Origin of the sequence: Mycobacterium sp. OAE908 (assembly GCF_017872775.1) — a bacterium.
GTDB lineage: Bacteria > Actinomycetota > Actinomycetes > Mycobacteriales > Mycobacteriaceae > Mycobacterium.
This window is the reverse complement of the sequence record NZ_JAGGJL010000001.1, coordinates 1,696,277-1,717,833: the sequence shown is the minus strand read 5'-3', so window position 1 is coordinate 1,717,833 and position 21,557 is coordinate 1,696,277. Positions and strand designations below refer to the sequence as shown.

Annotated in this window: 22 protein-coding genes; 8 read left to right on the top strand and 14 right to left on the bottom strand. The window is 66.0% G+C overall.

Annotated elements, in window-relative coordinates:
- Window positions 1-60 precede the first annotated feature (60 nt).
- Window positions 61-1,887, top strand: a complete 1,827-nt coding sequence (locus J3E61_RS08435) for a glycosyltransferase family 39 protein (protein ID WP_210085483.1) — start codon at window positions 61-63, stop codon at window positions 1,885-1,887.
- A gap of 1 nt (window position 1,888) precedes the next feature.
- Here J3E61_RS08435 and J3E61_RS08430 read toward each other — a convergent pair whose 3' ends face one another.
- The 3 genes from J3E61_RS08430 to J3E61_RS08420 form a co-directional block, all read right to left on the bottom strand.
- Entirely contained in the window at window positions 1,889-2,641 is a 753-nt protein-coding gene (locus J3E61_RS08430) for an ABC transporter permease (protein ID WP_192725247.1), read from the bottom strand.
- A gap of 67 nt (window positions 2,642-2,708) precedes the next feature.
- Window positions 2,709-3,515: an ATP-binding cassette domain-containing protein gene (locus tag J3E61_RS08425; protein WP_210083247.1), complete on the bottom strand. Its 807-nt coding sequence runs from the start codon at window positions 3,513-3,515 to the stop codon at window positions 2,709-2,711.
- A complete protein-coding gene (locus J3E61_RS08420; protein ID WP_210085482.1) occupies window positions 3,512-3,973 on the bottom strand; it encodes a MarR family transcriptional regulator in 462 nt (153 codons plus the stop codon). The genes J3E61_RS08425 and J3E61_RS08420 overlap by 4 nt, the downstream gene beginning before the upstream one ends.
- Window positions 3,974-4,048: 75 nt before the next feature.
- On the opposite strand from J3E61_RS08420, the gene J3E61_RS08415 reads away from it, so the two are divergent.
- Window positions 4,049-4,678 (top strand): ANTAR domain-containing protein, encoded by a 630-nt coding sequence (locus J3E61_RS08415; protein WP_192725245.1) that lies wholly within the window; start codon window positions 4,049-4,051, stop codon window positions 4,676-4,678.
- Here J3E61_RS08415 and fabG read toward each other — a convergent pair.
- Window positions 4,675-5,451 carry a 3-oxoacyl-ACP reductase FabG gene (gene fabG / locus J3E61_RS08410; RefSeq protein WP_192724769.1) on the bottom strand — a complete coding sequence of 259 codons (777 nt, stop codon included), beginning with the start codon at window positions 5,449-5,451 and terminating at the stop codon, window positions 4,675-4,677. The two genes, J3E61_RS08415 and fabG, sit on opposite strands and share 4 nt — an antisense overlap.
- A 53-nt stretch (window positions 5,452-5,504) precedes the next feature.
- Here fabG and J3E61_RS08405 point away from each other — a divergent pair, with 53 nt between their 5' ends.
- Window positions 5,505-5,876 carry a hypothetical protein gene (locus tag J3E61_RS08405; protein ID WP_210083246.1) on the top strand — a complete coding sequence of 124 codons (372 nt, stop codon included), beginning with the start codon at window positions 5,505-5,507 and terminating at the stop codon, window positions 5,874-5,876.
- Here J3E61_RS08405 and J3E61_RS08400 read toward each other — a convergent pair.
- Window positions 5,873-6,445, bottom strand: a complete 573-nt coding sequence (locus tag J3E61_RS08400) for a TetR/AcrR family transcriptional regulator (RefSeq protein WP_210085481.1) — start codon at window positions 6,443-6,445, stop codon at window positions 5,873-5,875. The two genes, J3E61_RS08405 and J3E61_RS08400, sit on opposite strands and share 4 nt — an antisense overlap.
- A 314-nt stretch (window positions 6,446-6,759) precedes the next feature.
- Between J3E61_RS08400 and J3E61_RS08395 the strand changes: the two genes are divergently transcribed.
- Window positions 6,760-7,113: a hypothetical protein gene (locus J3E61_RS08395; RefSeq protein ID WP_192724766.1), complete on the top strand. Its 354-nt coding sequence runs from the start codon at window positions 6,760-6,762 to the stop codon at window positions 7,111-7,113.
- 46 nt (window positions 7,114-7,159) lie between these two features.
- On the top strand, window positions 7,160-7,507 hold the full coding sequence (locus J3E61_RS08390) for a hypothetical protein (RefSeq protein WP_210083245.1): 348 nt from the start codon (window positions 7,160-7,162) through the stop codon (window positions 7,505-7,507).
- A gap of 1 nt (window position 7,508) precedes the next feature.
- Here the strand turns inward: J3E61_RS08390 and glgX are convergent, their stop codons facing one another.
- Complete coding sequence (gene glgX / locus J3E61_RS08385; RefSeq protein ID WP_210085480.1) at window positions 7,509-9,620, bottom strand: glycogen debranching protein GlgX; 2,112 nt, start codon at window positions 9,618-9,620, stop codon at window positions 7,509-7,511.
- A gap of 141 nt (window positions 9,621-9,761) precedes the next feature.
- Here glgX and J3E61_RS08380 point away from each other — a divergent pair, with 141 nt between their 5' ends.
- Window positions 9,762-10,577 carry an enoyl-CoA hydratase/isomerase family protein gene (locus tag J3E61_RS08380; RefSeq protein WP_192724764.1) on the top strand — a complete coding sequence of 272 codons (816 nt, stop codon included), beginning with the start codon at window positions 9,762-9,764 and terminating at the stop codon, window positions 10,575-10,577.
- Here the strand turns inward: J3E61_RS08380 and J3E61_RS08375 are convergent.
- The 7 genes from J3E61_RS08375 to J3E61_RS08345 all read right to left on the bottom strand — a co-directional run bounded on the left by J3E61_RS08375 (window position 10,574) and on the right by J3E61_RS08345 (window position 17,629).
- Window positions 10,574-11,125: an isochorismatase family protein gene (locus J3E61_RS08375; protein ID WP_192724763.1), complete on the bottom strand. Its 552-nt coding sequence runs from the start codon at window positions 11,123-11,125 to the stop codon at window positions 10,574-10,576. The two genes, J3E61_RS08380 and J3E61_RS08375, sit on opposite strands and share 4 nt — an antisense overlap.
- Before the next feature lie 10 nt (window positions 11,126-11,135).
- Window positions 11,136-12,434 carry a hypothetical protein gene (locus J3E61_RS08370; protein ID WP_210083244.1) on the bottom strand — a complete coding sequence of 433 codons (1,299 nt, stop codon included), beginning with the start codon at window positions 12,432-12,434 and terminating at the stop codon, window positions 11,136-11,138.
- On the bottom strand, window positions 12,431-12,856 hold the full coding sequence (locus tag J3E61_RS08365) for a hypothetical protein (RefSeq protein ID WP_192724761.1): 426 nt from the start codon (window positions 12,854-12,856) through the stop codon (window positions 12,431-12,433). The genes J3E61_RS08370 and J3E61_RS08365 overlap by 4 nt, the downstream gene beginning before the upstream one ends.
- Complete coding sequence (locus J3E61_RS08360) at window positions 12,853-13,035, bottom strand: hypothetical protein (RefSeq protein ID WP_192724760.1); 183 nt, start codon at window positions 13,033-13,035, stop codon at window positions 12,853-12,855. The genes J3E61_RS08365 and J3E61_RS08360 overlap by 4 nt, the downstream gene beginning before the upstream one ends.
- Window positions 13,032-14,888: a hypothetical protein gene (locus J3E61_RS08355; RefSeq protein ID WP_192724759.1), complete on the bottom strand. Its 1,857-nt coding sequence runs from the start codon at window positions 14,886-14,888 to the stop codon at window positions 13,032-13,034. Before J3E61_RS08355 ends, J3E61_RS08360 begins: the two co-directional genes overlap by 4 nt.
- An 83-nt stretch (window positions 14,889-14,971) precedes the next feature.
- A complete protein-coding gene (locus tag J3E61_RS08350) occupies window positions 14,972-16,432 on the bottom strand; it encodes an ornithine decarboxylase (RefSeq protein ID WP_210083243.1) in 1,461 nt (486 codons plus the stop codon).
- A gap of 18 nt (window positions 16,433-16,450) precedes the next feature.
- Window positions 16,451-17,629, bottom strand: coding sequence for an alcohol dehydrogenase catalytic domain-containing protein (locus tag J3E61_RS08345; RefSeq protein ID WP_192724757.1), 1,179 nt, complete (start codon window positions 17,627-17,629; stop codon window positions 16,451-16,453).
- 80 nt (window positions 17,630-17,709) lie between these two features.
- Here J3E61_RS08345 and J3E61_RS08340 point away from each other — a divergent pair, with 80 nt between their 5' ends.
- Both J3E61_RS08340 and J3E61_RS08335 read left to right on the top strand, forming a co-directional pair.
- Window positions 17,710-20,025: a hypothetical protein gene (locus tag J3E61_RS08340; RefSeq protein ID WP_210083242.1), complete on the top strand. Its 2,316-nt coding sequence runs from the start codon at window positions 17,710-17,712 to the stop codon at window positions 20,023-20,025.
- Window positions 20,022-20,774, top strand: coding sequence for a glucose 1-dehydrogenase (locus J3E61_RS08335; protein WP_210083241.1), 753 nt, complete (start codon window positions 20,022-20,024; stop codon window positions 20,772-20,774). The genes J3E61_RS08340 and J3E61_RS08335 overlap by 4 nt, the downstream gene beginning before the upstream one ends.
- Here J3E61_RS08335 and J3E61_RS08330 read toward each other — a convergent pair.
- Complete coding sequence (locus tag J3E61_RS08330; protein ID WP_210083240.1) at window positions 20,756-21,532, bottom strand: isocitrate lyase/phosphoenolpyruvate mutase family protein; 777 nt, start codon at window positions 21,530-21,532, stop codon at window positions 20,756-20,758. The genes J3E61_RS08335 and J3E61_RS08330 overlap by 19 nt on opposite strands.
- Window positions 21,533-21,557 lie beyond the last annotated feature (25 nt).

Here is a 21,557-nt window from a genome sequence, read left to right as displayed (position 1 = left end):
ACTTCCACGCTACAGACGCCAGCACCGCCCGCCGACGCAGACCGGCCAGGGCCCACCCGGATGACCGCGATCACGTGGGACCGGGTGGGCCTGGCCGTGCTGCTGGTCGCCACAGCGGTGATGTACCTGTGGAACATCACGATCAACGGGATGGGCAATCAGTTCTATGCCGCTGCGGCGCAAGCGGGTTCGAAGAATTGGGAAGCGCTGCTCTTCGGCTCGCTCGATCCACACAACTTCATCACCGTCGACAAGCCGCCCGTCTCGCAATGGGTGATGGGGCTGTCCGGCCAGCTATTCGGCTTCAGCAGCGCGAGCATGATGGTCCCCCAGGCGTTGATGGCGGTTGCTTCCGTCGCGCTGCTGTACGGCGCTGTGCAGCGCATCAGCGGACCGCGCACCGGGCTGCTTGCGGGTGCAGTGCTGGCCTTGACTCCGGTGGCGGCGTTGATGTTTCGGTTCAACAACCCCGACGCGGTGATGGTGCTGCTGATGACCGCCGCGGCGTACTGCACCGTGCGCGCGCTGCAATTGGCCAGCTCGAGATGGTTGGCGTTGGCTGCGGTGGCACTGGGATTCGCGTTTCTGGCCAAGATGCTGGAAGGACTGATGGTGGCCCCGGCTCTGGCCGCTGCCTATCTGATCGCGGCGCCGACGACACTGCGTGCCAGGCTTCGACACGTCGGGGTGGCCGCCGTCGCGTTCGTCCTGTCCGCGGGCTGGTTCGTGGTGCTGACGTTGTTGTGGCCGGCTTCCTCGCGGCCGTACATCGCGGGCTCGACCGACAACAACTTCATGAACCTGGTGTTGGGCTACAACGGTTTTGCGCGGGTACTCGGCAAGAACCACATGGGCTTCGGTACGCCCGACAACGTCGTCGGTACCTCCGCGGGGGCGCAGTTGCACACCGGCGGACACGGCGGCTTCGGGTTCGGCAACCAGTCGCATGGGTTGGCGCGACTGTTCAGTGGCGAATTCGGGTTCGAGATCGGCTGGCTGGTACCCGCGGCGCTGTTGGCGACCGTTCTTGTCATGTTGTCCCGCGGGCGTGCTCCGCGGACGGATCTGACCCGCGCGGCGGCGATTCTTTTCGGCGGCTGGCTGATCGTCGACGGACTGGTGCTGAGCTTCATGAACGGCGCGATCCATGCCTATTACTGTCTGTCGATTGCACCTCCAGTGGCCGCGATGTTCGCCATCGGTGTGCACGAAATGTGGCAGCGCCGCGAAAAGTGGTTGTACCGAATCGGTTTGGCGGCGCTGCTGGGCGGGACGGGCATATGGGGTTGGTGGCTCCTCGGCCGGAATGCAAGCTGGCTGCCCGGTCTGCGCTGGACCGTCCTCGCGGTGGCGGTGGTCGCGGTGGTGGCGTGGCTTTTCCGGCGCTTCCCGGTGGCCGCATTGGGCGCCGGACTGGCCGCTGCGCTCGCCGGCCCCGCCGTGTATGCCATTGTCACTGTCGGACAGCCACATGAAGGCGGCGGACCGTCAGTCGGGCCTGTCGACGCCTCTCGCCAGGGGCACTTCGGCTTCGGACAGAACAAGGACAACCCCGCCCTCGACGCGATGCTGAGGGCCACCGATACCGAATGGTCGGCTGCGATCAGTCGGTCGTCGAGCGCCGCGAGTCTTGAATTGTCAACGGACACAGCGGTGATGGCGATCGGCGGCTTCTCGGGCAGTGACCCCGCGCCGACGCTGGACGAGTTCAAGAACGATGTGGCGCAACACAAGGTGGCGTACTACGTCGTCGTGAACGACCACGGCCACGGACCGGGCTGGGGCAACAACCGCGGTCACGCCGACATCACGAAGTGGGTCGCGGCCACGTTCGGCTCGACGTTGGTTGGCGACGCGACGGTGTACAACCTGTCGGTGCCCAAGTGACCTAGCGGACCAGCCGGCGCAACAACGCCGACGCCATCGCAATGCCTGCGACGGCGGCAACCACCAGCACCGCGACGTCGAGCCAGCCGTTGGTGGGCGTGCCGATCAGCAGTCCGCGCAGCGCGTTGACCTCATAACTGAGCGGGTTGACCGCCGACAGCCAGCGCAGCCATTGCGGCATCACGTCGACCGGGTAGAGCGCGTTGGACGCAAAGAACAACGGCATCGTGATGGCCTGGCCGATGCCCATCAGCCGGTCCCTGTTCTGCACCAGCCCGGCCAGCGTCATCGACAGGCACGCGAAAAACGCCGCGCCGAGCATCACAACACCCATTGCGCCAAGGATTTTCAGGGGGTTGACGGTCATGTGCACGCCGAGCAGATATGCCAGCGCGACCACGCCGATGACTTGCACCACCGACCGCACGCCCGCGGCGAACGACTTGCCGGTGATCAGCGCCGACGACGGGGCAGGCGTCACCATCAACTTCGCGAGGATGCCCGCATCGCGGTCCCAGATGATCTGGATGCCGTAGAAGATCGAAATGAACAGCGCCGACTGCGCGATGATGCCCGGCGCCAGGAACGCCAGGTACGGCACGTGGCCGGTGTCGATGACGCGCAGCCGGGAAAACGTCTGCCCGAAGATCAACAGCCACAGCGCCGGCTGGACCATCCTGGTGAGCAATTCGGTGTGGTCGTGTCGCAATTTCTGCAATTCGACAATCGCGAAAGCGCCCATCCGCATGGCCATTCCGCGGACGCGTCGCCATCCGTGAGGCGCGCGGACGATCCGAACCCCTGAGCCTTCCAGGTTCTGCTCAACTGACACGGCGCGCCGTCCTTCTGCTGTTGCGCACCGCGCGCAATCCGGCCTGGGACGTGTCCTCGCCCAGATCCGAGCCCGCGTAGTGCCGGAAGACATCTTCGAGTGTGGCGTCCTCTCCCACCGTCCGTTTCAACTCGGCCGGCGACCCCACCGCCTGCAGGCGGCCGTGGTGCATCAGCGCCACCCGGTCACACAATTCGTCGGCCTCGGCCATGTAGTGAGTGGTCAGCAGCACTGTCATGCCGTACTCCTGCTGCATGCGGCCCACCTGAGCCCAAACACTGTCGCGCGCAATGGGATCCAGGCCGACTGTCGGCTCGTCGAGAATCAGCAGCGACGGCCGGTTGACCAACGCTTGGGCCAGCTCGAGCCTGCGCACCATGCCGCCGGAGTAGGTGCTGGCAAGGCCGTCGGCGACATCGAGCAGCTGCATCGCACCAAGTGCCTCGTCGACGCGGTCGGTTCGCTCACGCCGAGGCACGTCGTACAGCCGTGCGAACAACTCGACGTTCTGCCTGCCCGTCAACGCCGACTCGATCGAAAGTTGTTGCGGGACATAGCCGATGTTGTGTCGGATGTCCATCGTGTGCCTGCGCGATTCGAGACCGAAGATGCGCACCCTTCCACTCTGCACGGGCGTCAGCGTGGTCAGCACCCGCACGACCGTGGTCTTGCCTGCGCCGTTGGGTCCGAGCAGGCCTACCGTTTCACCGCAGCGCACCTGCAGGCTGAGGTCGTCGACGGCGGTGAAACTGCCGTAGCGGTGGGTCAGGTCCGCGCAGTCGATCGCGAGTGTCATGGTTGCCTCTCGTGCAGCATGCGGGTCATCTCGGCCAGTACCTCCAATCCGCGCTCGAGGCTGTCCAGCTGCTCGGGATCCAGCTCATCGAGCACCTGCGACAGCGCAGCGCGGCGCGCGGCGCGGGACTCGTCGGCGATGCGCTGTGCAGGCTCGGTGAGCCGTAGTCGGCCCACCCTGCGGTCGTCGGCGTCGACACTGCGAATCAGCAACCCCTCGGCGGCCAGTTTGGACACCAGCGTCGAGGCGGTGTTGGGCACCAGTGCCAGCTCGGTGGCCGCCTCCCGAACGGAGATACCCGGTTGGCGGCCGACCAAGCGCAGCATCTCCGCCTGCGACTCGGTCACCCCGGTGGTGTCGAACCCGCTGCCCGTCGACCGGCGCAGTTGCCGCCGGTACCGGCCCACGACATTGAACAGCTGGGCGATCAGATCGGTGCGGGTGTCCACCGTCCCGATGGTACCTCTGTAACAGAGCCATTTTCACGGCGGCCGGGAATTGACATACTCCAGTCAGGCGAAAGGGGAGGCAGCATCGACGCGGAGCAATCGCCGCCGGGGTGGCCGGCAGCGGGAAGTTTCAGATACCACGCCCAGGAGGACCGCTGGGAGTGGTCCGACGAGGTGGCCGCGATGCACGGCTACGAACCTGGGACCGTCACCCCGACGACCGAACTCGTGCTGTCGCACAAGCATCCGGACGACAAGCCGACGGTGGCACAGCTGATCGATCAGGTTCGGCGCCTCGGCATCCCGTTCTCCAGCAGGCATCGCATCATCGACACAGCGGGCAACATCCACGTGGTCGTCGTGGTCGGCGACCGGTGGACCGACGGCGGCGGCGAGGTCATCGGCACGACGGGCTTCTACGTCGATGTCACCGAAGACTTCGACGCCGACGTGCGGCGCTCGCTCGACGAGGTGGTCGCGACGATCGCTGCGCGCAGGGCCACCATCAACCAGGCCATCGGCATGCTGATGCTGGCCCATGGGGTGACCGCCGAGAAGGCGTTCGCCATGCTGGCCCAGCGCTCACAACAGACGAACGTCAAACTGCGCGAGTTGGCCGCTCAGTTCGTCAAGGAGGCGGCCGCCGCGCCGCTGCAGGACACGGCGCGCATCGACGAGATTCTGGCCACCGCCCACGAGCGACTGCCCCGCTAGGGCGTGACGGCGTCCGGCGACTCCGGAAGCACCTGGCCGCCGTCGACGGTGATTGCCTGGCCCGTGATGTAGCCGGCTTCGTCGCTGGCGAGAAACGCCGCCGTGTAGCCGATGTCTTCCGGTGTGCCGAGCGCGCCCGCGGGAATCGCACGCGCCATGCCCGCGAGGTAGTCGTCGCCGAGATCAGCGAGGCCTTCGGTGAGGATGTTGCCGGGCAGCACGGCGTTCACGGTGATCTTGTGCGGGGCCAGTTCGATGGCCGCAGAACGCATGAATCCCAGTTGCGCAGCCTTGGAGGCGCCGTAGTGCGACCAGCCGGGCAGACCGGTGATCGGCCCGGTGATCGACGACGTCAGCACCACCCGGCCGCGGCCCGATGCGATCAGCGCATCGAGGCAGGCCTGCACGCTGTAGACAGTGCCCTTCACGTTGACGTCGAGCACCTCGGCGAGCTGGGCGGGGGTCATCGACTGCAGAGGAGCATCCGGGAAGATTCCCGCGTTGGCGCACAACACGTCCAGCCCACCCAACGCCTCTACCGCGTCGGCTGCCATCGCGGCACAGGAATCGGGGTCGGACACGTCCACTGTGACGCCGAGGACCTTGCCTGCGCCGAGGCCGTCGAGGGCGGCGACCGCCGAATCGAGGTCGGCACGTGAGCGCGCCGCGATCGCGACGTGCGCGCCCGCCGCTGCGAATACCGACGCGATACCGCGGCCGATTCCCTTGCTACCGCCGGTGACCAGAACCGATTTACCCGCCAGTGAGAACATGCGGATCAGTGTCGGCCATGGACGCCTGCTCCGCAGGGCGGACAATCGAGTCCATGGCCTCTTATTCGCTCAACGAAGCCGCGGTGGTCAAGGCGCGCTCGCTCATCGATGGTCGCCAGTACGTGCTCGACAGTGACTGGGGCGAGGTGCAGCCACGGGCAGATGCGCAGAACGATTACCTGAAGTCGCATTCCTGGGACGAGTACGCCGAATGGCATCTCGGGTTGACCGAGGGCGCAAACGACGAGACGAAGGCGCGATATGCGTTCGTGTACGGGGATTTTCGCAGAATCCACCGCACCGGCCTGATCGCGTGCGTGTATCGCGCATCGGAATGGCGACACAAAGACGTCGAGCTCGCGGCACACGACCTGCTGCAGTACCTCGACAAGAAGACGGGGCTGCAGCCGACGGCCAAAAGCTAGGACCGCAGCATGAAATCCAGGAAAGCGTCCTGAAGCTCCGGCGGTGCGGCAGGGGCCGCATCCGTCGAGTGCAGCATCCCGACACCCGCAGAGAACGCCACCAAGGCGCGCAATGCGGCATCCTCGGGAGCGAAGTCGCAGTCGACAAAGGCCTGCCTGATCGCGCGCAGCACGCGTGCGTCGCTGTGTTGGACACTGGCCAGCACAGCGTCGTCGGTCAACGCCCATATCCGCATTGCCCGCTCCAGTTGCCAGTGCTGGGGGGCGAGCCAGGTCTGAATCATCGCCGTCAGGCGTTCGCGTGGCTCGACGTCGGGCATGTGCTCGAAGTGCCTCCGGCTGCGGTCGTGCAGGCTGCCCCACGCCTCGATCAGCGCCCCGCGATATGCCGAGAAGTCGGCGAAATGCCAGTAGAAGCTGCCTTTTGTGACATTCAACCGCTCGCACAGCCGATCAATCCGCAGTGCGTTCGGACCGCCGTCAGCCAGCACAGCAAATCCGGCGTCGATCCAGTCGTCGGCCGTGAGCCGACGGCCGGAATCGCGCGGCGGCGCCATGTGGGGCAGCATACGGCGATCGACCGCTGCCGCTGTTGACACCGGGGAAAATTGCGTTCAGCAGGGGTGCTGGCAACCGTGACCGCCAGGTAGGGCGCCGCCGCTCTTCGGCTCCTACTAGTCCCGGCCCGCCCGGCCGGTGGCATCAACGAGATCTTCGAGAAATCCCGAGAGCCAAGGCGGCGGCCACGGTTGCTGCAGCGCCCTACCGTACCATACGGCCTGGTATGGACGCGTCATCTCGGTTTGCAAGCGGCCTGCCGCGCAACACTTTCGAACGCCGCCCGCCCTTTCAGTGCATCGCTGCGTCGGGCAACATGGGGCCCATGGCCAGTGACGCCTTCGACGACAATCCCTTGGAGCCCGAGGAGCAACTCGACTCCGACGAGATCCGCAATGACGACGGCGACGAGGTCGTCGACCCACCCGATGAGTGGATTGAGGCCAAGGACAACGAAACGCTCGATGAGCGACTCGCCGAGGAGATACCCGACAACGACGGCGAGGACGAAGAGGACGACGCGCCGCGCGACGCGCATGATTCCGACGCGGGCGGTGGCCTGACCTTGGTCAGCAATGACGAAATCGACCGCATGGACACCGAACAGCACGGTCGCGAATACGGCCAGATCGACGGCACGCCCGAGGATGGGGAGTCGTTCTACGACGTCGTCGAGTGATCCGCCTGCGCGTTTAGTGATCGCACGAGTGGGCAACCGGTCAACCGTGGATAGCGCAGACCCCGAATTCCCCGAATCACCCAACGACACAGGCGGAGTGGACGACACGCTGCGCCCCGCCGAGGCGCTCGACGCAGACGACGTCCGCAACGACGATGGCGACGAGGTCGTCGACCCGCCCGAAGACTGGGCCGCGGCCGACCACATCGCCGAGGAACCCGACGGTGAATCGCTCGATGAGAAGCTCGCCGCCGAGGAACCCGAACCGCTGGCGCAACCGACGGATGAGGGAGTGGCGATGGACCGCATCGACCCCGCGGACCACGGCACCGAAGAGGGTCAGATCAGCGGAAGCCCCGAGGACGGCGATTCATTGTTCCCGATCGTCGAGTGAGCTAGTCCGTCGCCGCCCGAAGTACCATCAGCGCCCTGGCGTCGACCGACACCTTGGCGTTCGCAGTCACCGGTTTGGCTTCGTCGGCCGTGGACGTGTCGGCGGTGTAGATCACCGGCACCCAGGCGGACCCGAATTCGTCTGCAGGCAAAGAGAATTCGATCGGCTCGTAGTGGGCGTTGAAGAACAGCACGAACGAGTCGTCGGTGACGCGTTGACCGCGCACGTCGAGGTCGGGGATACCTTGACCGTTCAGATACACCGCGACCGACTTGGCGAAGCCGGAATCCCAATCCTCTTCGGTCATCTCTGAGCCGTCGGGTGCGAACCACGCGATGTCGGGCAGTCCCGCGGCCCCTCGGCGCCCTACTGGCTTACCGCTGAAGAACCGTCGCCTGCGGAAAACCGGATGCGCGGTGCGTAGCGCCGACACGGTCTTGGTGAACTCGACCAGCTCGGTGTCGGCATTTGACCAGTCGATCCACGACAGCTCGTTGTCCTGGCAGTAGACGTTGTTGTTGCCCTGCTGAGTGCGGCCGAGTTCATCGCCGTGTGCCAGCATCGGTACGCCTTGGGAAAGCAGAAGGGTGGCAAGGAAATTCCGCTGCTGGCGGGCACGCAGCGCGTTGATCTCCTTGTCGTCGGTCGGCCCTTCCGCCCCGCAGTTCCACGAGCGGTTGTGGCTTTCACCGTCGTTGTTGTCTTCGCCGTTGGCCTCGTTGTGCTTCTCGTTGTAGGACACCAGGTCCCGCAGCGTGAACCCATCGTGGGCTATGACGAAGTTGATCGAGGCGACGGGGCGGCGGCCGGTGTGCTCGTAGAGGTCGGCGGATCCGGTGAGACGGTAGGCGAACTCGTCGAGGGTGGCCGGTTCGCCGCGCCAGTAGTCTCGCACGGTGTCGCGGTACTTGCCGTTCCATTCCGTCCACTGCGGCGGGAAGTTGCCGACCTGATAGCCGCCTGGGCCGACGTCCCACGGTTCGGCGATCAGTTTGACCTGGCTGACCGTCGGATCCTGTTGCACGAGTTCAAAAAACGCTGACAGCCGGTCGACATCGTAGAACTCGCGCGCCAGGGTTGCGGCGAGGTCGAACCGGAAGCCGTCGACGTGCATCTCGGTCACCCAATAGCGCAGCGAATCCATGATCAACTGCAATGCGTGCGGGTGGCCGACGTTGAGGCTGTTGCCGGTGCCGGTGTAGTCCATGTAGTACCGCTTGTCATCGTCGACCAGTCGGTAATACGCGGCGTTGTCGATACCGCGCATCGACAGCGTCGGACCCATGTGGTTGCCCTCGGCGGTGTGGTTGTACACCACGTCGAGAATCACCTCGATGTCGGCCTCGTGCAGGGCCCGCACCATCGCCTTGAACTCCTGCACCTGGCCGCCGGGATTGGGGCTTGAACTGTATTTCGAGTCCGGGGCCAAGAATCCGATGGTGTTGTAGCCCCAGTAATTCGACAGCCCCTTGTCGACGAGCGTCGAGTCATTGGCGAAATGGTGCACCGGCATCAACTCGATTGCGTTGACGCCCAATGCTTTCAGATGCTCGATGATCACCGGGTGCGCGACGGCCGCATACGTGCCGCGGATGTTCTCGGGAATATCCGGGTGTGTCTGGGTGAGGCCTTTGACATGGGCCTCGTAGATGACGGTGTCGGCGTACTCGTGGCCGGGCGGACGATCCACCCCCCAGTCGAAGTAGGGATTGATCACCACACACTTCGGCACGCTGGCCGCGGAGTCCTCATCGTTGCGGCTCTCGGGATCGCCGAAGTTGTAGCTGAACAGCGACTGATTCCAGTCGAAGGTGCCGTCGATGGCCTTCGCATACGGGTCGATCAGCAACTTGTTCGGGTTGCAGCGCTGCCCGGCGGCGGGGTCGTACGGACCGTGTACGCGGTAGCCGTAGCGCTGGCCGGGCTCGATGTTCGGGACGAAGCCGTGCCACACGAAACCGTCGACCTCAGGCAGCGCGATACGCGTCTCGTCGCCGTTGTCGAACAGGCACAGTTCGATCTTTTCGGCGGCCTCGCTGAACACCGCGAAGTTCGTTCCGGAGCCGTCGTAGGTGGCGCCCAGCGGGTACGCCTTACCTGGCCAGATTTCCAGCGGCTGCGCCGCGACCTGCTCGGCATTCGGGGTGGCGGGGGGCAAAGTGCACGCTCCAGACGGATACAGACGGGACGACAGACGGACCAGAGCGACAATACGGGTCACCGGTGACCCGATCTCGCCCAACGGAGGTACCCAATGTCCCGCCATACCAACCTGCCCGGGTACCGAACTTTGCTGTTCAACCTCGACCGCGGCGTGGCCACGATCACGCTGAATAGGCCACAGCAACGCAACGCGATCGGCGACGGGATGCGCGACGAGCTGTGCGACGCCTACCGCGCCTGCGATGCCGACGACGCCGTGCGAGTGATCGTGTTGACCGGAACACCGCCTGCGTTCTGCGCGGGCGCCGACCTCGCTGCCGGTGAGCGAACCTTCGCCGAACCAGGGCCGGGTTTCAGCGCGGCGGGCATCGAGGTGCCGGCATGGTCGCTGTCCAAGCCGGTGATCGCCGCGGTCAACGGTCATGCGATCGGGCTGGGCCTGACGCTGGCGCTGCAGTGCGACATCCGGTTCTTCGCCGCCGACGCGCGCTACGGCGTCGTGCAGGTGCGGCGCGGCGTCGTCGGCGACGCCTACTCGCACTGGGTGTTGCCGCGGCTGGTCGGCATCGCCAACGCCGCCGAAATCCTGTTGACGGGAGCAACTTTCGACGGTCACCGGGCGGTGCAGTTGGGGCTCGGCAGTCGCGTGCTCGATGCCGCCGACGTGCTGCCCGCCGCGCTTGACCTCGCCAACGACATCGCGCAGAACACCGCCCCGATGTCGGTGGCCGCCAGCAAGCGGCTGCTGTGGGATTCGTTCGACCTCGACCGTGAGACCGTCGGCGCTCGCGAGACCGCCGTTCACCTGGCGCTGATGGATCACGACGACGCGAAGGAGGGCGTGCGTGCGCACCTGGACCGTCGCCCGCCGCGGTGGACCGGTGTCCCGCGCGACCCGACCCGTTAGGCGACTTCGACGCCGACCGCTCGCAGTTCCTTCACTGCCTTGGCGGTGGTGTCCGGTGCGACGCCCGCGGTGAGGTCGAGCAGCACCCGCGTGGAAAACCCGGCCGCCACGGCGTCTGCCGCAGTGGCACGCACGCAATAGTCCGTCGCAACGCCGGCGATGTCCACCTGCTCGACGCCCCGCCGCCGTAGCCAGTCGGCCAGTCGCGTGCCGTCGGCGTCGGTGCCTTCGAAGCCGCTGTACGCCGCCGCGTAGTTGCCCTTTGTGAAGACGGCTTCCACCGCGCGGGTGTCGAGTTCGGGATGAAAGTCGGCGCCGGGCGTTCCGACCACGCAGTGGCGCGGCCACGATGTCGCGTAGTCCGGGCTCTCGGAGAAGTGCTCACCGGGGTCGATGTGGAAATCCTTGGTGGCCACGACGTGCGCGTAGTCGGGCCCGCTGGCAAGGAACTCACTGATTCGGCCCGCTACCGCTGCCGCGCCGACGACGGCCAGCGAGCCACCTTCGGAAAAGTCGTTCTGAACGTCGACGATGATCAGCGCGCGCACGGCCGTCACCCTACCCGCCGAACAGCAGATAGAGCCCGGTGAAGGTGTACCCGACCATCACCAGCATCATCGCCAGCTGTCCGGTCAGCTGATGGCCTGCGGGCAGGATGCGCAACGCCCTGTCGTGCGCGGCGATCACCGCCGCGATGTGTCCTGCGACCACACAGCAGACCTTGATGGTCGCCAGCACCGAAGGATGCATGGAAAGCACATAATTCGCCTGTACGTCGTGCAGGCCGAGCAGCAGGATGATCGTCTGTTGTCCGCGCTCGACGAGGTAGGTCAGGTAGTGCGCGAACACATAGCCGATGACGATCGGGATCAGCGAATGCGCCATCAGGCCGGGCAATTCGCGACGGCGCGCCGCGTCGACGCCGCCGGTCGCGCGCGCAGCGAGCCAGAACGTGCCCGCCACCACGCCAGCGAAGACCAGCAGGCCCGCGGTCTTCATCAGCGTCGCCGTCGCGGCAGAGTCGGTGTGGCCGTCGACGAAGCCCCGCCACTGCGGAGACGCCGAAAAGCTGTCGAACGCAGTCGATCCCAGCAGCACGGCGAGCACCGCGAGAGTGCCGGCCCGCACCGGCAGCGACGGCAGGTGGTCGAACGGGTTGCCGATTGCAATGCGGCCGTCGTCGTTGCGGCGAAACAGCGACAGCCGCGACGCCACCACGCTGTACACCTCGAACGGGTCGGCGCGCGCACACCAGCGCTGCCCGCAGAGCAGCGCGCCGGACAGCGTCACGGCCAGATAGGCGATCAGCCAAATCTTGATGGCGCCAAGGGATCCCGGGTCAGGGCTGGCGAGCTCGAGCCAGACGAACGCAAACAGGCCGGCCGCCGCAGGCCAGTAACCCGCCCGCTCCGGATAGCGCAACCCCACTGACCGCTGGCCCAGCAACCGGTGCACGGTGCGCACCGGGGAGATCACCCGCCACACCGGTCCAACGGCCAACGACAGCGTCACCAGCCCGACCCATAGCAACACGTAGAACACGCCGGGCAACGGGTTCGTCGCATCCTGCGGGCCGAACCAGCCCGCGATCGCCACCCACCCTGCGAACAACAGCGCCGCGATCCCGACAGCCCATCGGGTCACTCGCGCGTCGACGAGCGCTGTCACCCAGCGCGGCAGCGCACGGCCCTGTTTGTCGGGGTCGAACCGAGGCCGTCGCCATGCCAGCGCAACGACCGCGAACGTGAACGTCAGCGCCCATGCCCCGCCAATGAGCGCGTAGCTCAACGGGATTGGCAGATCGGTCGAGCCGCCGAGGCCGTGGGCCAGTAACTCGGTCGACCGATCAGTTGTCACTGCACCGTGATGGTCGCGACGGTCTTGTTCAGCTTGTGCAGCTCCACGTCGACCTTGCCGGGCACGTCGACGGTGAACTGGAAGATCTGCATCGGCTTGGCCTCGACGTTGAAGCTGTGCTCGGGCGTGGAGTGCACGTGCAACTCATCGGCGGCGTCGCTGTTGACGCGCACGACGATCTGCTCCTTGACGGCCGCCTGCAGTTGTTGATTGGTCGGCGTGACGTTACCGCCCTTGATGTCGACATCGATTTCGAGCCGGGCCGGGGGCGCCTGCTCGTTCGACATGTCCGAGGGACTGACGGTCGACGGCTGGCTGGCCGAAGTGCTGTTCGACGCGCTGTTCGAGCTGTTCGAACCGCCGCATCCGGCGGTGATGAGCGCGGCGGCGGTGATGATCACAAGGGTCCTGGATGTTGTCACGGTGAACCATCTTGGCCCGAGGCGTCCGAACTCTCACGTTGAGGGTCCTCGCCTTTGCGGCGGTCGCGCACCGCCACATATATCACCACGCCCGCGACAGCTATCGCCGGTGCGAACGCCGGTATCGCGAGCAGCAACCCGTGGTGGGCCAGTATCTCGACGTGCGGTTGTCCCGTCACGCCTGCGCCGTCGGTTGAAGCTCGGCCTTGCTGCCCGAGGCCTCGCTGCGGTTGATTCGCCCTGCGCCCCAACTGAGTCCACCCAGCATGACGAGCGTGCAGAACAGCACAGTCAGGCAGCCGATGGTCCACAGCACCGCCGGGGTCTCGGGGTTGCGCTCACGCTGCAGGATCGTGACCTCGGCAACGAACGGCCGGGTGAACGTGGCGTCGGCAGGAACTTCTTTGGCGCCGATGCCGGGATCGCCCGCGAGGTAGATCGGCACTGCGGTCAACGTGTTTCCGTCGTGCAGGCGCAGCAACGTCTTCCAGGTGCCCCAAACCGGCACGGGCTCGGTGCTGCGGTAGTGGCCGGGGCCGAGTTTCTCGAGGTTGTTGATCACCCGGCCCCGCTCGTTGTTCAGATGACCTTGCCAAGCGAGTATCGCTACCCAGTTGGGGTTCTCGCTGATGAAGTTCGGCGGATTGATCCGCGCATCGACGTTCACCATCCGCTGGCCGGGGCTGGCCGGGGCTTCGGTGAGAGTGACCGTGGCCGTGACGTTTTGGGGGACGTTATAGCGCAGCCCATTGGCTGTCGCCCCGCCGATGGCCAGGATGGTCAGCACCACCAGACCGATGCTGATCGCACGCGAAGGCAGCCGTTGCGAGGAGACCACCAGACCGAACATCGCACCGCAGCAACCGGTCAGTATGGCGACGGGGATGGCCATGGCCAATGCTTCGGGCCAGATGCTGGTGGGCCAGGGGAAGTAGTAGACAGTGTCGATCCACAACGATTCGAGCCAGAGCCCGACGGTGGCCACGGCAAGGCCGCTCACGGCGCCGAACACCACGGGCCGCTTGTATAGCGGTGTCAGGCCGACCAATTCGACGACGATCGCCGATCCGAGATACAGCGCAAACCAGTTGATCGGCGCGCCGAGAATCGGGCCGACAACGAGTGCAACCCCGCCGCGAAGCACGATCGCCAACAGAGCCGCGATGATCGCTGCGCCGCGACCCAACATGATGCGGGCAGCCACCAACGCGAACGCGCCCGCGGCAGCGATGAGCATCGGCTGGAACACCTGGCGGAATTGCGGTACGCCGAAATCGAATTCGATCTGATAAACCGACAAACCGACGATGATGCCGCCGAACCCGAGGTACTGGACGAACTTGATGCCGATGCCGCCCGTCGGCGCATCATCGCCCATGGCCCGCAGACCCTCATGGTTGAGCAGAATCGCTGACAGCGTCGAGAAGCCGGCGCCGCCGATCATCATCAGGTGGGTCGGTCCCCACAGCGTCACGTCCTGGCCGAAGATGCGGTGCCAGATGTCGTCGAGGGGGAAACCGAGCAACGCGTACAGGCCGCAACCGGCCATCAGGATGCCGCCGACAGGGGCATACCAATCTCTGGTGATGCGGACGGCCGATGGGCCCGGCTTCTCGTACGGCAGCACGCACGCCATGCATCCGGCGATGAACAACAGGAACAGCCCGAACAGGATGAAGTAGTGCGCGGGGTTGGCCAGCGGACCCGGGTCGCGGCCCTTACCGATGTGCAGGCTGACATCCCAGATGAACCCGAACAACGCGCAGATCAGCGTCGCGATGAACAACGCCATCGGCAGTGCCACCCACGGCGGACGCTTGAACTTGCCGGCCGCCCACTCCGCGAGGCTGTTGAGCCACGTGATGCGGCGCTGCCGGTGCAGGTACCCGATCCACAGCAGACCTGCCGTGACCACCAGCGCGACCACCGACATGCCGATCACTTGGTCGAGTGCCGCACCCCCGCCCTCAGTGCCTTGAGCAAGCACAGAAAAGTGCTCTGAACTGGTCGAATACCCCGTCGAATACGTCATTGCCATCCCCACCGCTGACTGTCGTCGGACGAACTGACTCGTGAGTAATGTTGCCAGAAGCTCCCCAGTCGAAACCAGGGGTATCAGGTAACCGCGACTTTGAACGTCTTCAATGTCGGGTCGGCGGCGTCGGGGACGTTCATCCCGGCGTCGAGCCCGGAGCGCAGGTAGTCGATCACGGCGTCGTTGAGCCGTTCGCCCGGCACCACGGCCGGGATACCAGGCGGGTACGGGGTGATCTGCTCGGCCGAGATGCGGCCGCTGGCCTTCTCCGCCGGCACTTCTTCGACCTTGCCGAAGAACGCGTCCCGCGGCAGTTGGACGTTCTCGAGTTCGATCCCCCGCGGCGACGGCAGTCGCATCGGCGGCGGCGAGTCGAAGTCGTTGGCCGCCTTTCGCCAACCCCACAGCGCATCGAGCAGTCGCTCGCCGGTGGCCTTGTCGTCGGCGAACGTGATGGTCGCCAGGATCCGCCGGTGATCGCTCATGCCCACGTCGATCTGCTTGTGCTCGCGCAGCCAGTCGGCGGCCTGATAACCAGACGTTCCCGTCGCCGAAACGTCCATCAGGATCTGAAGCCGGTCGAGGTCGTGGGACGCCTCGTGGCCGAGGAGCTCGTCGTCGAGCACCTCGACGTCGGGAATCAACTCGATGTCGTCACGCAGCCCTCGCACCAATTCCAGTGTGTCGCCGAGTAATTGGCGGCCGTGCTCGACCATCTGTCGCCGCCAGCCGTCCATCGCCGCGTACACCATGACGTTGGGGCTGGTGGTCATCAGCAGGTCAGCGCACGCCGACAACCGATCCTGGTCCACCAGGTCACCCTGCAGATGGAACACCGACCCCTGCTCGAACCCGGCGCCCATCTTGTGGACGCTGACCACACACACGTCGGCGCCCGCGTCCATCGCCCATGTCGGCAGGTCCTCATGGAACGGCAGATGTGCGCCCCATGCCTCGTCGACGATCAGCGGTTTACCGCGCTCGTGGCACACCTTCGCAATGCCCTCCAAATCGGCACAGGTGCCGTACGGGCTGGGGCTGACCACCAACGCGCCTGCCGCGTCGGGGTACCGGTCCCAGACTTCGCGGTAGTCCTGCGGCGACGGCGGGTGGGAGATGTGGCGTTCGGCGTCCCACTGCGGAGTCACCCACCGCGCCTGCACGCCGGAGAAGATCAGCCCCGCGACGATCGACTTGTGGCTGTCGCGGGGGACCAGCAGACTGCCGTCGCCACCCGCCACCGCCATCATCGCCGCCTTCACCGACAGTGAACTGCCGCACGTCGAGAACCATGCGACGTCGGCGCCGACCGCCTCGGCCATCAGGTCTTCGGCGCGCTTCAGATACTTGTTGCTCGTTCTGCGGTCATCGAGGCCGCCACTGGCGAGCAGGTCGTCCCGAAAGGGTTCGTGGCCGAGCACGGCCAGCACGCGGTCGTCGACGCCGCGACCCTGCCGATGTCCCGGTGGGGTGTATCCGTACCGGTTGCTCTTGCGGTAGCCGACAAGGGCATCAAGGATCGGCGCTTCGGATTGATCCATGATCGGCGGAGTACCCGTTTACGGCGTGAGTACCACCTTGACCATGCCGTCCTGCTTCTTCTGGAACGTCTCGTAGGCGTCTGGTGCAGCCGTCAGCGGCAGTCGGTGAGTGGCGAACTGCTCGACTCCCAGCGGATCCTCGGCGGTCAGCAGCGGCATGATGTCGGGCACCCACTTCTTGACGTTGGCCTGGCCCATCCGCAACTGAATCTGTTTGTCGAACAACGACATCATGTTGATCGGGTCTGCCGCTCCGCCGTAGACGCCTGACAGCGAGATGGTGCCGCCCCTGCGCACCAACGCGATCGCGGAGTTCAGTGCGGCCAGGCGGTCGACCCCTGCCTGCTTCATCACCACGCGACCAACCGGTGAAGGAAGGAAGCCGGCGGCGGTCTGCATGGTCTCGGCGATGGGCGAGCCGTGAGCTTCCATCCCGACCGCGTCGATCACCGAGTCGGCGCCGCGGCCGTCGGTGTGGCTCAGCACCACGTCGTGCACGTCCTCTTTTCGCAAATCGATGACGTCCGTGCAGTATTCGCGGGCGCGGTCCAGTCGCTCCTCGACCAGGTCCACTCCGATCACCCGGCAACTCTTGCGGTGCGCGGCGATCCGGCACGCCATCGAACCGATCGGTCCGAGACCGAGCACGACGAGCGTGCCACCGTCGGGGACGTCGGCGTACTCCACGGCCTGCCACGCGGTGGGCAGCACGTCCGACAGGTACACGTACCGCTCGTCCGGCCCGTCCTGCGGCACCTTGATGTGGGTGTACTGCGCCTGCGGCACCCGCAGATACTCCGCCTGGCCGCCGGCCACCTCGCCGTACAACTTGGAATAGCCGAACAGCGCAGCGCCGGTGCCCTGGTCGCGATTCTGCGTCGTCTCGCATTGGCTCTGCAGTCCGTGGTCGCACATGAAGCAGCTGCCGCAGGAGATGTTGAACGGAATCACGACGCGGTCTCCGACGGCCAGGGTGTCGACCTCGCGGCCTACTTCTTCGACGACGCCCATCGCTTCGTGGCCGAGGATGTCGCCCGGCGTCATGAACGCTCCGAGCACCTCATACAGGTGCAGATCCGAACCGCAGATGTTCGTGCTGGTCACTCGGATGATCGCGTCGGTGGGCTCCTTGATCGCCGGATCGGGCACCGTGTCCACGGACACCTTTCGCCTGCCCTGCCACGTGACTGCTCGCATGTGTGTGCTCCTTGCAGATTCGTCGTTTCTACGGGCGTGCCCATCTCGGCGATCGCCAAACCTCGGGTCAGGATGGGGGGATGACCGACATCGGAACGGTCGTGGAGTTGCGGGTGCACGGCGTCTCGGGTGCACCGCCAGAAGCGCTGCTCGGTTGTCCCGCCGAGGACGTCGAGCGGACCGCAGGCGACGCGGATGCCGGCTTCTATCGCCGAAAGCCGGGGCTCGACGAGGCGGCCGGCCCGTCAAAGCCCGACGGGTGGCGCAGGGTGATGGAGGCGTATTCGTGGGGCGCGTTGACATCCGGTAAGGCCAGCCGCGCGCTGTGGCTGCTGTTTCTGCCGTTCATCCTGATCGACCTCGCGCACTGGATGTTGCCGCCCGCGGGCCGAAGACGTCCCGCCGCCATCTCGGTGACCTTGCTGCGGTTGATCGCCTTGTCGTTCACGTTGACGTTGATGCTCGCCGCGGCGATCGCGGTGATGGATGTAATCGTCTGGCAGTGCGTGGGTTTGGACTACTGCAGCGCGGGTCCGTTGACGTTCATGGAAGCGTGGCCCCGCGGTTGGCAGCTGGCGGCGAGCGCGCTGCCGCTCGTGGCGGCAATCGCGTTGTTGTGGCGGCTGGGTGCCGAGGAGACGAAGGTCGACACGGATGGCCGTGACGCACCGCCGAGTCCTGCTGTGCTGGAGCAAGATACGCCGCTGGCGCAGAACTCGTTCTGGAATCCCGACGAATCGGTGCTGCGGCTGCGCTACTGCCATGTGACGGCGTGGGCGGCCGGGTTGGCCGCCGTGGTGCTGGCCGCACCCGTGGAGTACGCCGCATCGCCTACCGCCCGCGTGGTGGGTGTTGGCCTGCTGGCGGTCGACGGCCTGATCCTGGCCATCGCCGTATTGGCCACCGCCTCGAGCAAGGCCACCGCGCGCGGCGGAAACGGCGTCAACCATGTGACACGCCCGCTGTACGCGGTGCGCGGAATATCGCTGGGAATGCTTGTCGCAGCGCTGCTTTGGGCCGGCGTTGCCGACGTGTCCTATCCGCCCGCGCCGGGACACCTACCCGGCCTGCACATGGCGATCTATGTGCTGTTCGTCGTGCAGGTGGTGATGCTGTGCGCGTTGTTTGTGTTCACCGCGTTGTCGATGCGCGGTACACAAACCGCGGAGCGAACCACGCGCGACGGCGGCTACCGGATGACGCTCAGCGGATTCACCGGACCTTTTGTGGCGTTGGTCGGTTGGCTCATCGGCGGCGGGTTCAGCGTCGGTGTCGGCCTCGGGATTGCGCAGGTGTTCGGCAGGCCCATGCTGTCCGCCGAGACTGCGCAGACACCGAAGGTGGATGCGCCGCTGATCGTGCCGCCGCCGTATGTCTGGGCGGCCGTTGCCACCGTCGCGACGATCGCTGTCGCAATCGCAGTGGGCGCGTACGTGTGGCTGCGGGTCATTCCGAGACGCGTCGAAAGCCAACTGAGTGAAGTGCGCACCGACTACCCCGGCGTCACCGGCCCCAGTGCACAGCTCGACACGATTGCTCGGGCACGGGCGTTGGCGTCACTGACCGACGTCGGCGCCCGCAGCTTGGCAGCCATGGCGCTGGTCGCCGTGATAACAACCGCGGGCGCGCTGATCGTGAATCTTTCAGTGCCCCAGTTCAGTTCGTTCAACTGGTCGACATGGATCTTTCGGATCAGCGTGTTCATCTCCGCCGCACTGGCGGCCGGCTTGGTGCTGCTGGCCGCGGCGGCCTATCGGAACCGCCAACTACGACGCGCGGTGGCCATCCTGTGGGATGTGGTGACATTCTGGCCACGCGCCAATCACCCGTTGACTCCGCCGTCGTATGGCGCCCGGACGGTGTGGGATGTGCGGTTGCGGCTCGACGGGTTCAGGCGAGCCGGTGTCCCGGTCGTACTCGTCGCCCACAGCCAGGGCACCGTGATCGCGGGAGCGACGCTGCTGCAGGCGAATACGGCAACCGAGCACTACCCCCTGCTGACGTTCGGCTCACCGCTGCGGCGGCTGTACGCGCAGAACTTCCCGGCCTACTTCGGCGCCGAGGCGTTGGGACGGTTGCGGCAGTGGCAGCTGCAGCCGAACGAACAGTGGATCAACCTGTGGTGCTGCTCCGACCCGATCGGGGCGTGGATCTTCGACGACGAGAACACCGAACCGCGACTGGCACAGAGCGAGCACATCGACTGGCGCCTGTTTGATGTACCGAGGACGGGGTCGGTACCGGACCCCGGGGGGCGGGTCTGCGGGCACTCCGGTTTCTGGACCCGCAAGGAGTACGACGACGCCATGACCGCCCTCCAGTCCACGGTGCTGCCAGAGGGATCTGCGCCGGCCGACACCAGCGCGACGGCGCCGCCGACGAAGGAGTTGCAATGACCTTCGAAAGTCGCACCGCCCTTATCACCGGCGGCGCGATCGGCTTTGGCAGGGCGTTCGCGAGGGCACTGGCAGCCGAGGGCGCCAACGTCGTACTGGCCGACATCGACGTCGACGGAGCCGAACGCACTGCGGCCGAACTCGTTTCGTCGGGGGCTCACGCGATCGCGGTGGACTGCGACGTCGCCGACGCGGACCGGGTAGACGCCGCAGTCGCCGCGGCGAGCGCGCAGTTCGGCGGTATCGACATCGTCATCAACAACGCCGGTCTGCACCTGACGAAGTACAACCAGCCCTTCGGGGCGTTGTCGCGTGACGAGATCCGCAACCTCTTCGACGTCAATGTGATGGGCGTGATCAACGTGACGTTGGCGTGCCGGGATTCGATGCGCGACCGCGGGGGCGGTGTCGTGCTGAACATCTCGTCGATGGCCGGCTATCAGAGCGCGACGCCGTACGCGGTGTCCAAGCTGACCGTCCGTGGTCTGACCGTCGCGTTCGCGACCGAACTCGCGCCGGACCGCATCCGGGTCAACGCGATAGCTCCTGGCCTGATGAGCACCGAGAACGCGCTTGCCGATCTGCCGACACCGCTGATCGACGAATTCGTGCAACGACTCCAGCTCGTGCACCGGCTCGGCACAATGGACGACGTCGTGTCGGCGATGTTGTTCCTGTGTTCCGACGAGGCGTCGTTCATCACCGGTGAGACGCTCAAGGTCAGCGGCGGCTACCCGCTGAACTTCTGATCGGCGTAGCGCACGAGGCGGGCCTGCATCTCGGGGTAGGGGTCGGCCGAGGGCACCTCGGTGGCGTCGCGCAGCGCGACGGCGGCCTGCGCTGCGGCGCGAATTGCGGCGCGGTACGGCAGTGAGCCCGTGGATACCCTTCGCACACCGAGTTCGGCGAGTTCTGCGAGCGAGTGACCGGGGATGGCAAGGACATTGACGGGTACTGGAATCTCTGTCGTGAGCTGACGTACCACGTCGGGGTCGGTGGCGCCGGGGACGAAGATGCCGTCGGCGCCTGCTGCGACGTATCGCGCTGCCCGGTCCAGGGTCGCCGCGACCGTGGCGTCCTGGCCGAGCCAGTAGGTGTCGACGCGGGCGTTGACGAACACGTCGGGTGAACGATGTTTGATGGCTTGCACTTTCGCCGCATGCTGGCCGGGGTCGATCAGCCGCTCTGCGCTGCTGTCCTCGATGTTGATGCCGGCGGCCTGCAGTCGGGTGACGTATTCGGCGACCTGGCCGGGGTCATCGGCGTAGCCGTCTTCGATGTCCACGCTGACGTAGCAGTCCAGCGGTTGCAGCGCGGCGGCGAGGGCGAGGTTGGCCTCTTTGGTGGCTCGGCCGCCGTCGGGTCTGCCGAGGCTGGATGCGACGCCGAAGCTCGTCGTGCCGACAGCGGTGAAGCCACATTCCAGCAGCGCCAGCGCAGACGGCACATCCCAGGCGTTGGGCAGCAGCAGCGGTACGTCGCGATAGTGCAGGTCCCGAAACGTCACTCGCCGGTCCTGACCGCCATCGCGG

Excerpts from the sequence above, each read along its gene's own strand:
- J3E61_RS08435 (WP_210085483.1), top strand. The coding sequence starts at position 61 with ATGACCGCGATCACGTGGGACCGGGTGGGCCTGGCCGTGCTGCTGGTC.
- J3E61_RS08430 (WP_192725247.1), bottom strand. The coding sequence starts at position 2,641 with ATGGCCATGCGGATGGGCGCTTTCGCGATTGTCGAATTGCAGAAATTG.
- J3E61_RS08425 (WP_210083247.1), bottom strand. The coding sequence starts at position 3,515 with ATGACACTCGCGATCGACTGCGCGGACCTGACCCACCGCTACGGCAGT.
- fabG (WP_192724769.1), bottom strand. The coding sequence starts at position 5,451 with ATGTTCTCACTGGCGGGTAAATCGGTTCTGGTCACCGGCGGTAGCAAG.
- J3E61_RS08405 (WP_210083246.1), top strand. The coding sequence starts at position 5,505 with ATGGCCTCTTATTCGCTCAACGAAGCCGCGGTGGTCAAGGCGCGCTCG.
- J3E61_RS08400 (WP_210085481.1), bottom strand. The coding sequence starts at position 6,445 with ATGCTGCCCCACATGGCGCCGCCGCGCGATTCCGGCCGTCGGCTCACG.
- J3E61_RS08395 (WP_192724766.1), top strand. The coding sequence starts at position 6,760 with ATGGCCAGTGACGCCTTCGACGACAATCCCTTGGAGCCCGAGGAGCAA.
- J3E61_RS08380 (WP_192724764.1), top strand. The coding sequence starts at position 9,762 with ATGTCCCGCCATACCAACCTGCCCGGGTACCGAACTTTGCTGTTCAAC.
- J3E61_RS08355 (WP_192724759.1), bottom strand. The coding sequence starts at position 14,888 with ATGACGTATTCGACGGGGTATTCGACCAGTTCAGAGCACTTTTCTGTG.
- J3E61_RS08350 (WP_210083243.1), bottom strand. The coding sequence starts at position 16,432 with ATGGATCAATCCGAAGCGCCGATCCTTGATGCCCTTGTCGGCTACCGC.
- J3E61_RS08345 (WP_192724757.1), bottom strand. The coding sequence starts at position 17,629 with ATGCGAGCAGTCACGTGGCAGGGCAGGCGAAAGGTGTCCGTGGACACG.
- J3E61_RS08340 (WP_210083242.1), top strand. The coding sequence starts at position 17,710 with ATGACCGACATCGGAACGGTCGTGGAGTTGCGGGTGCACGGCGTCTCG.
- J3E61_RS08335 (WP_210083241.1), top strand. The coding sequence starts at position 20,022 with ATGACCTTCGAAAGTCGCACCGCCCTTATCACCGGCGGCGCGATCGGC.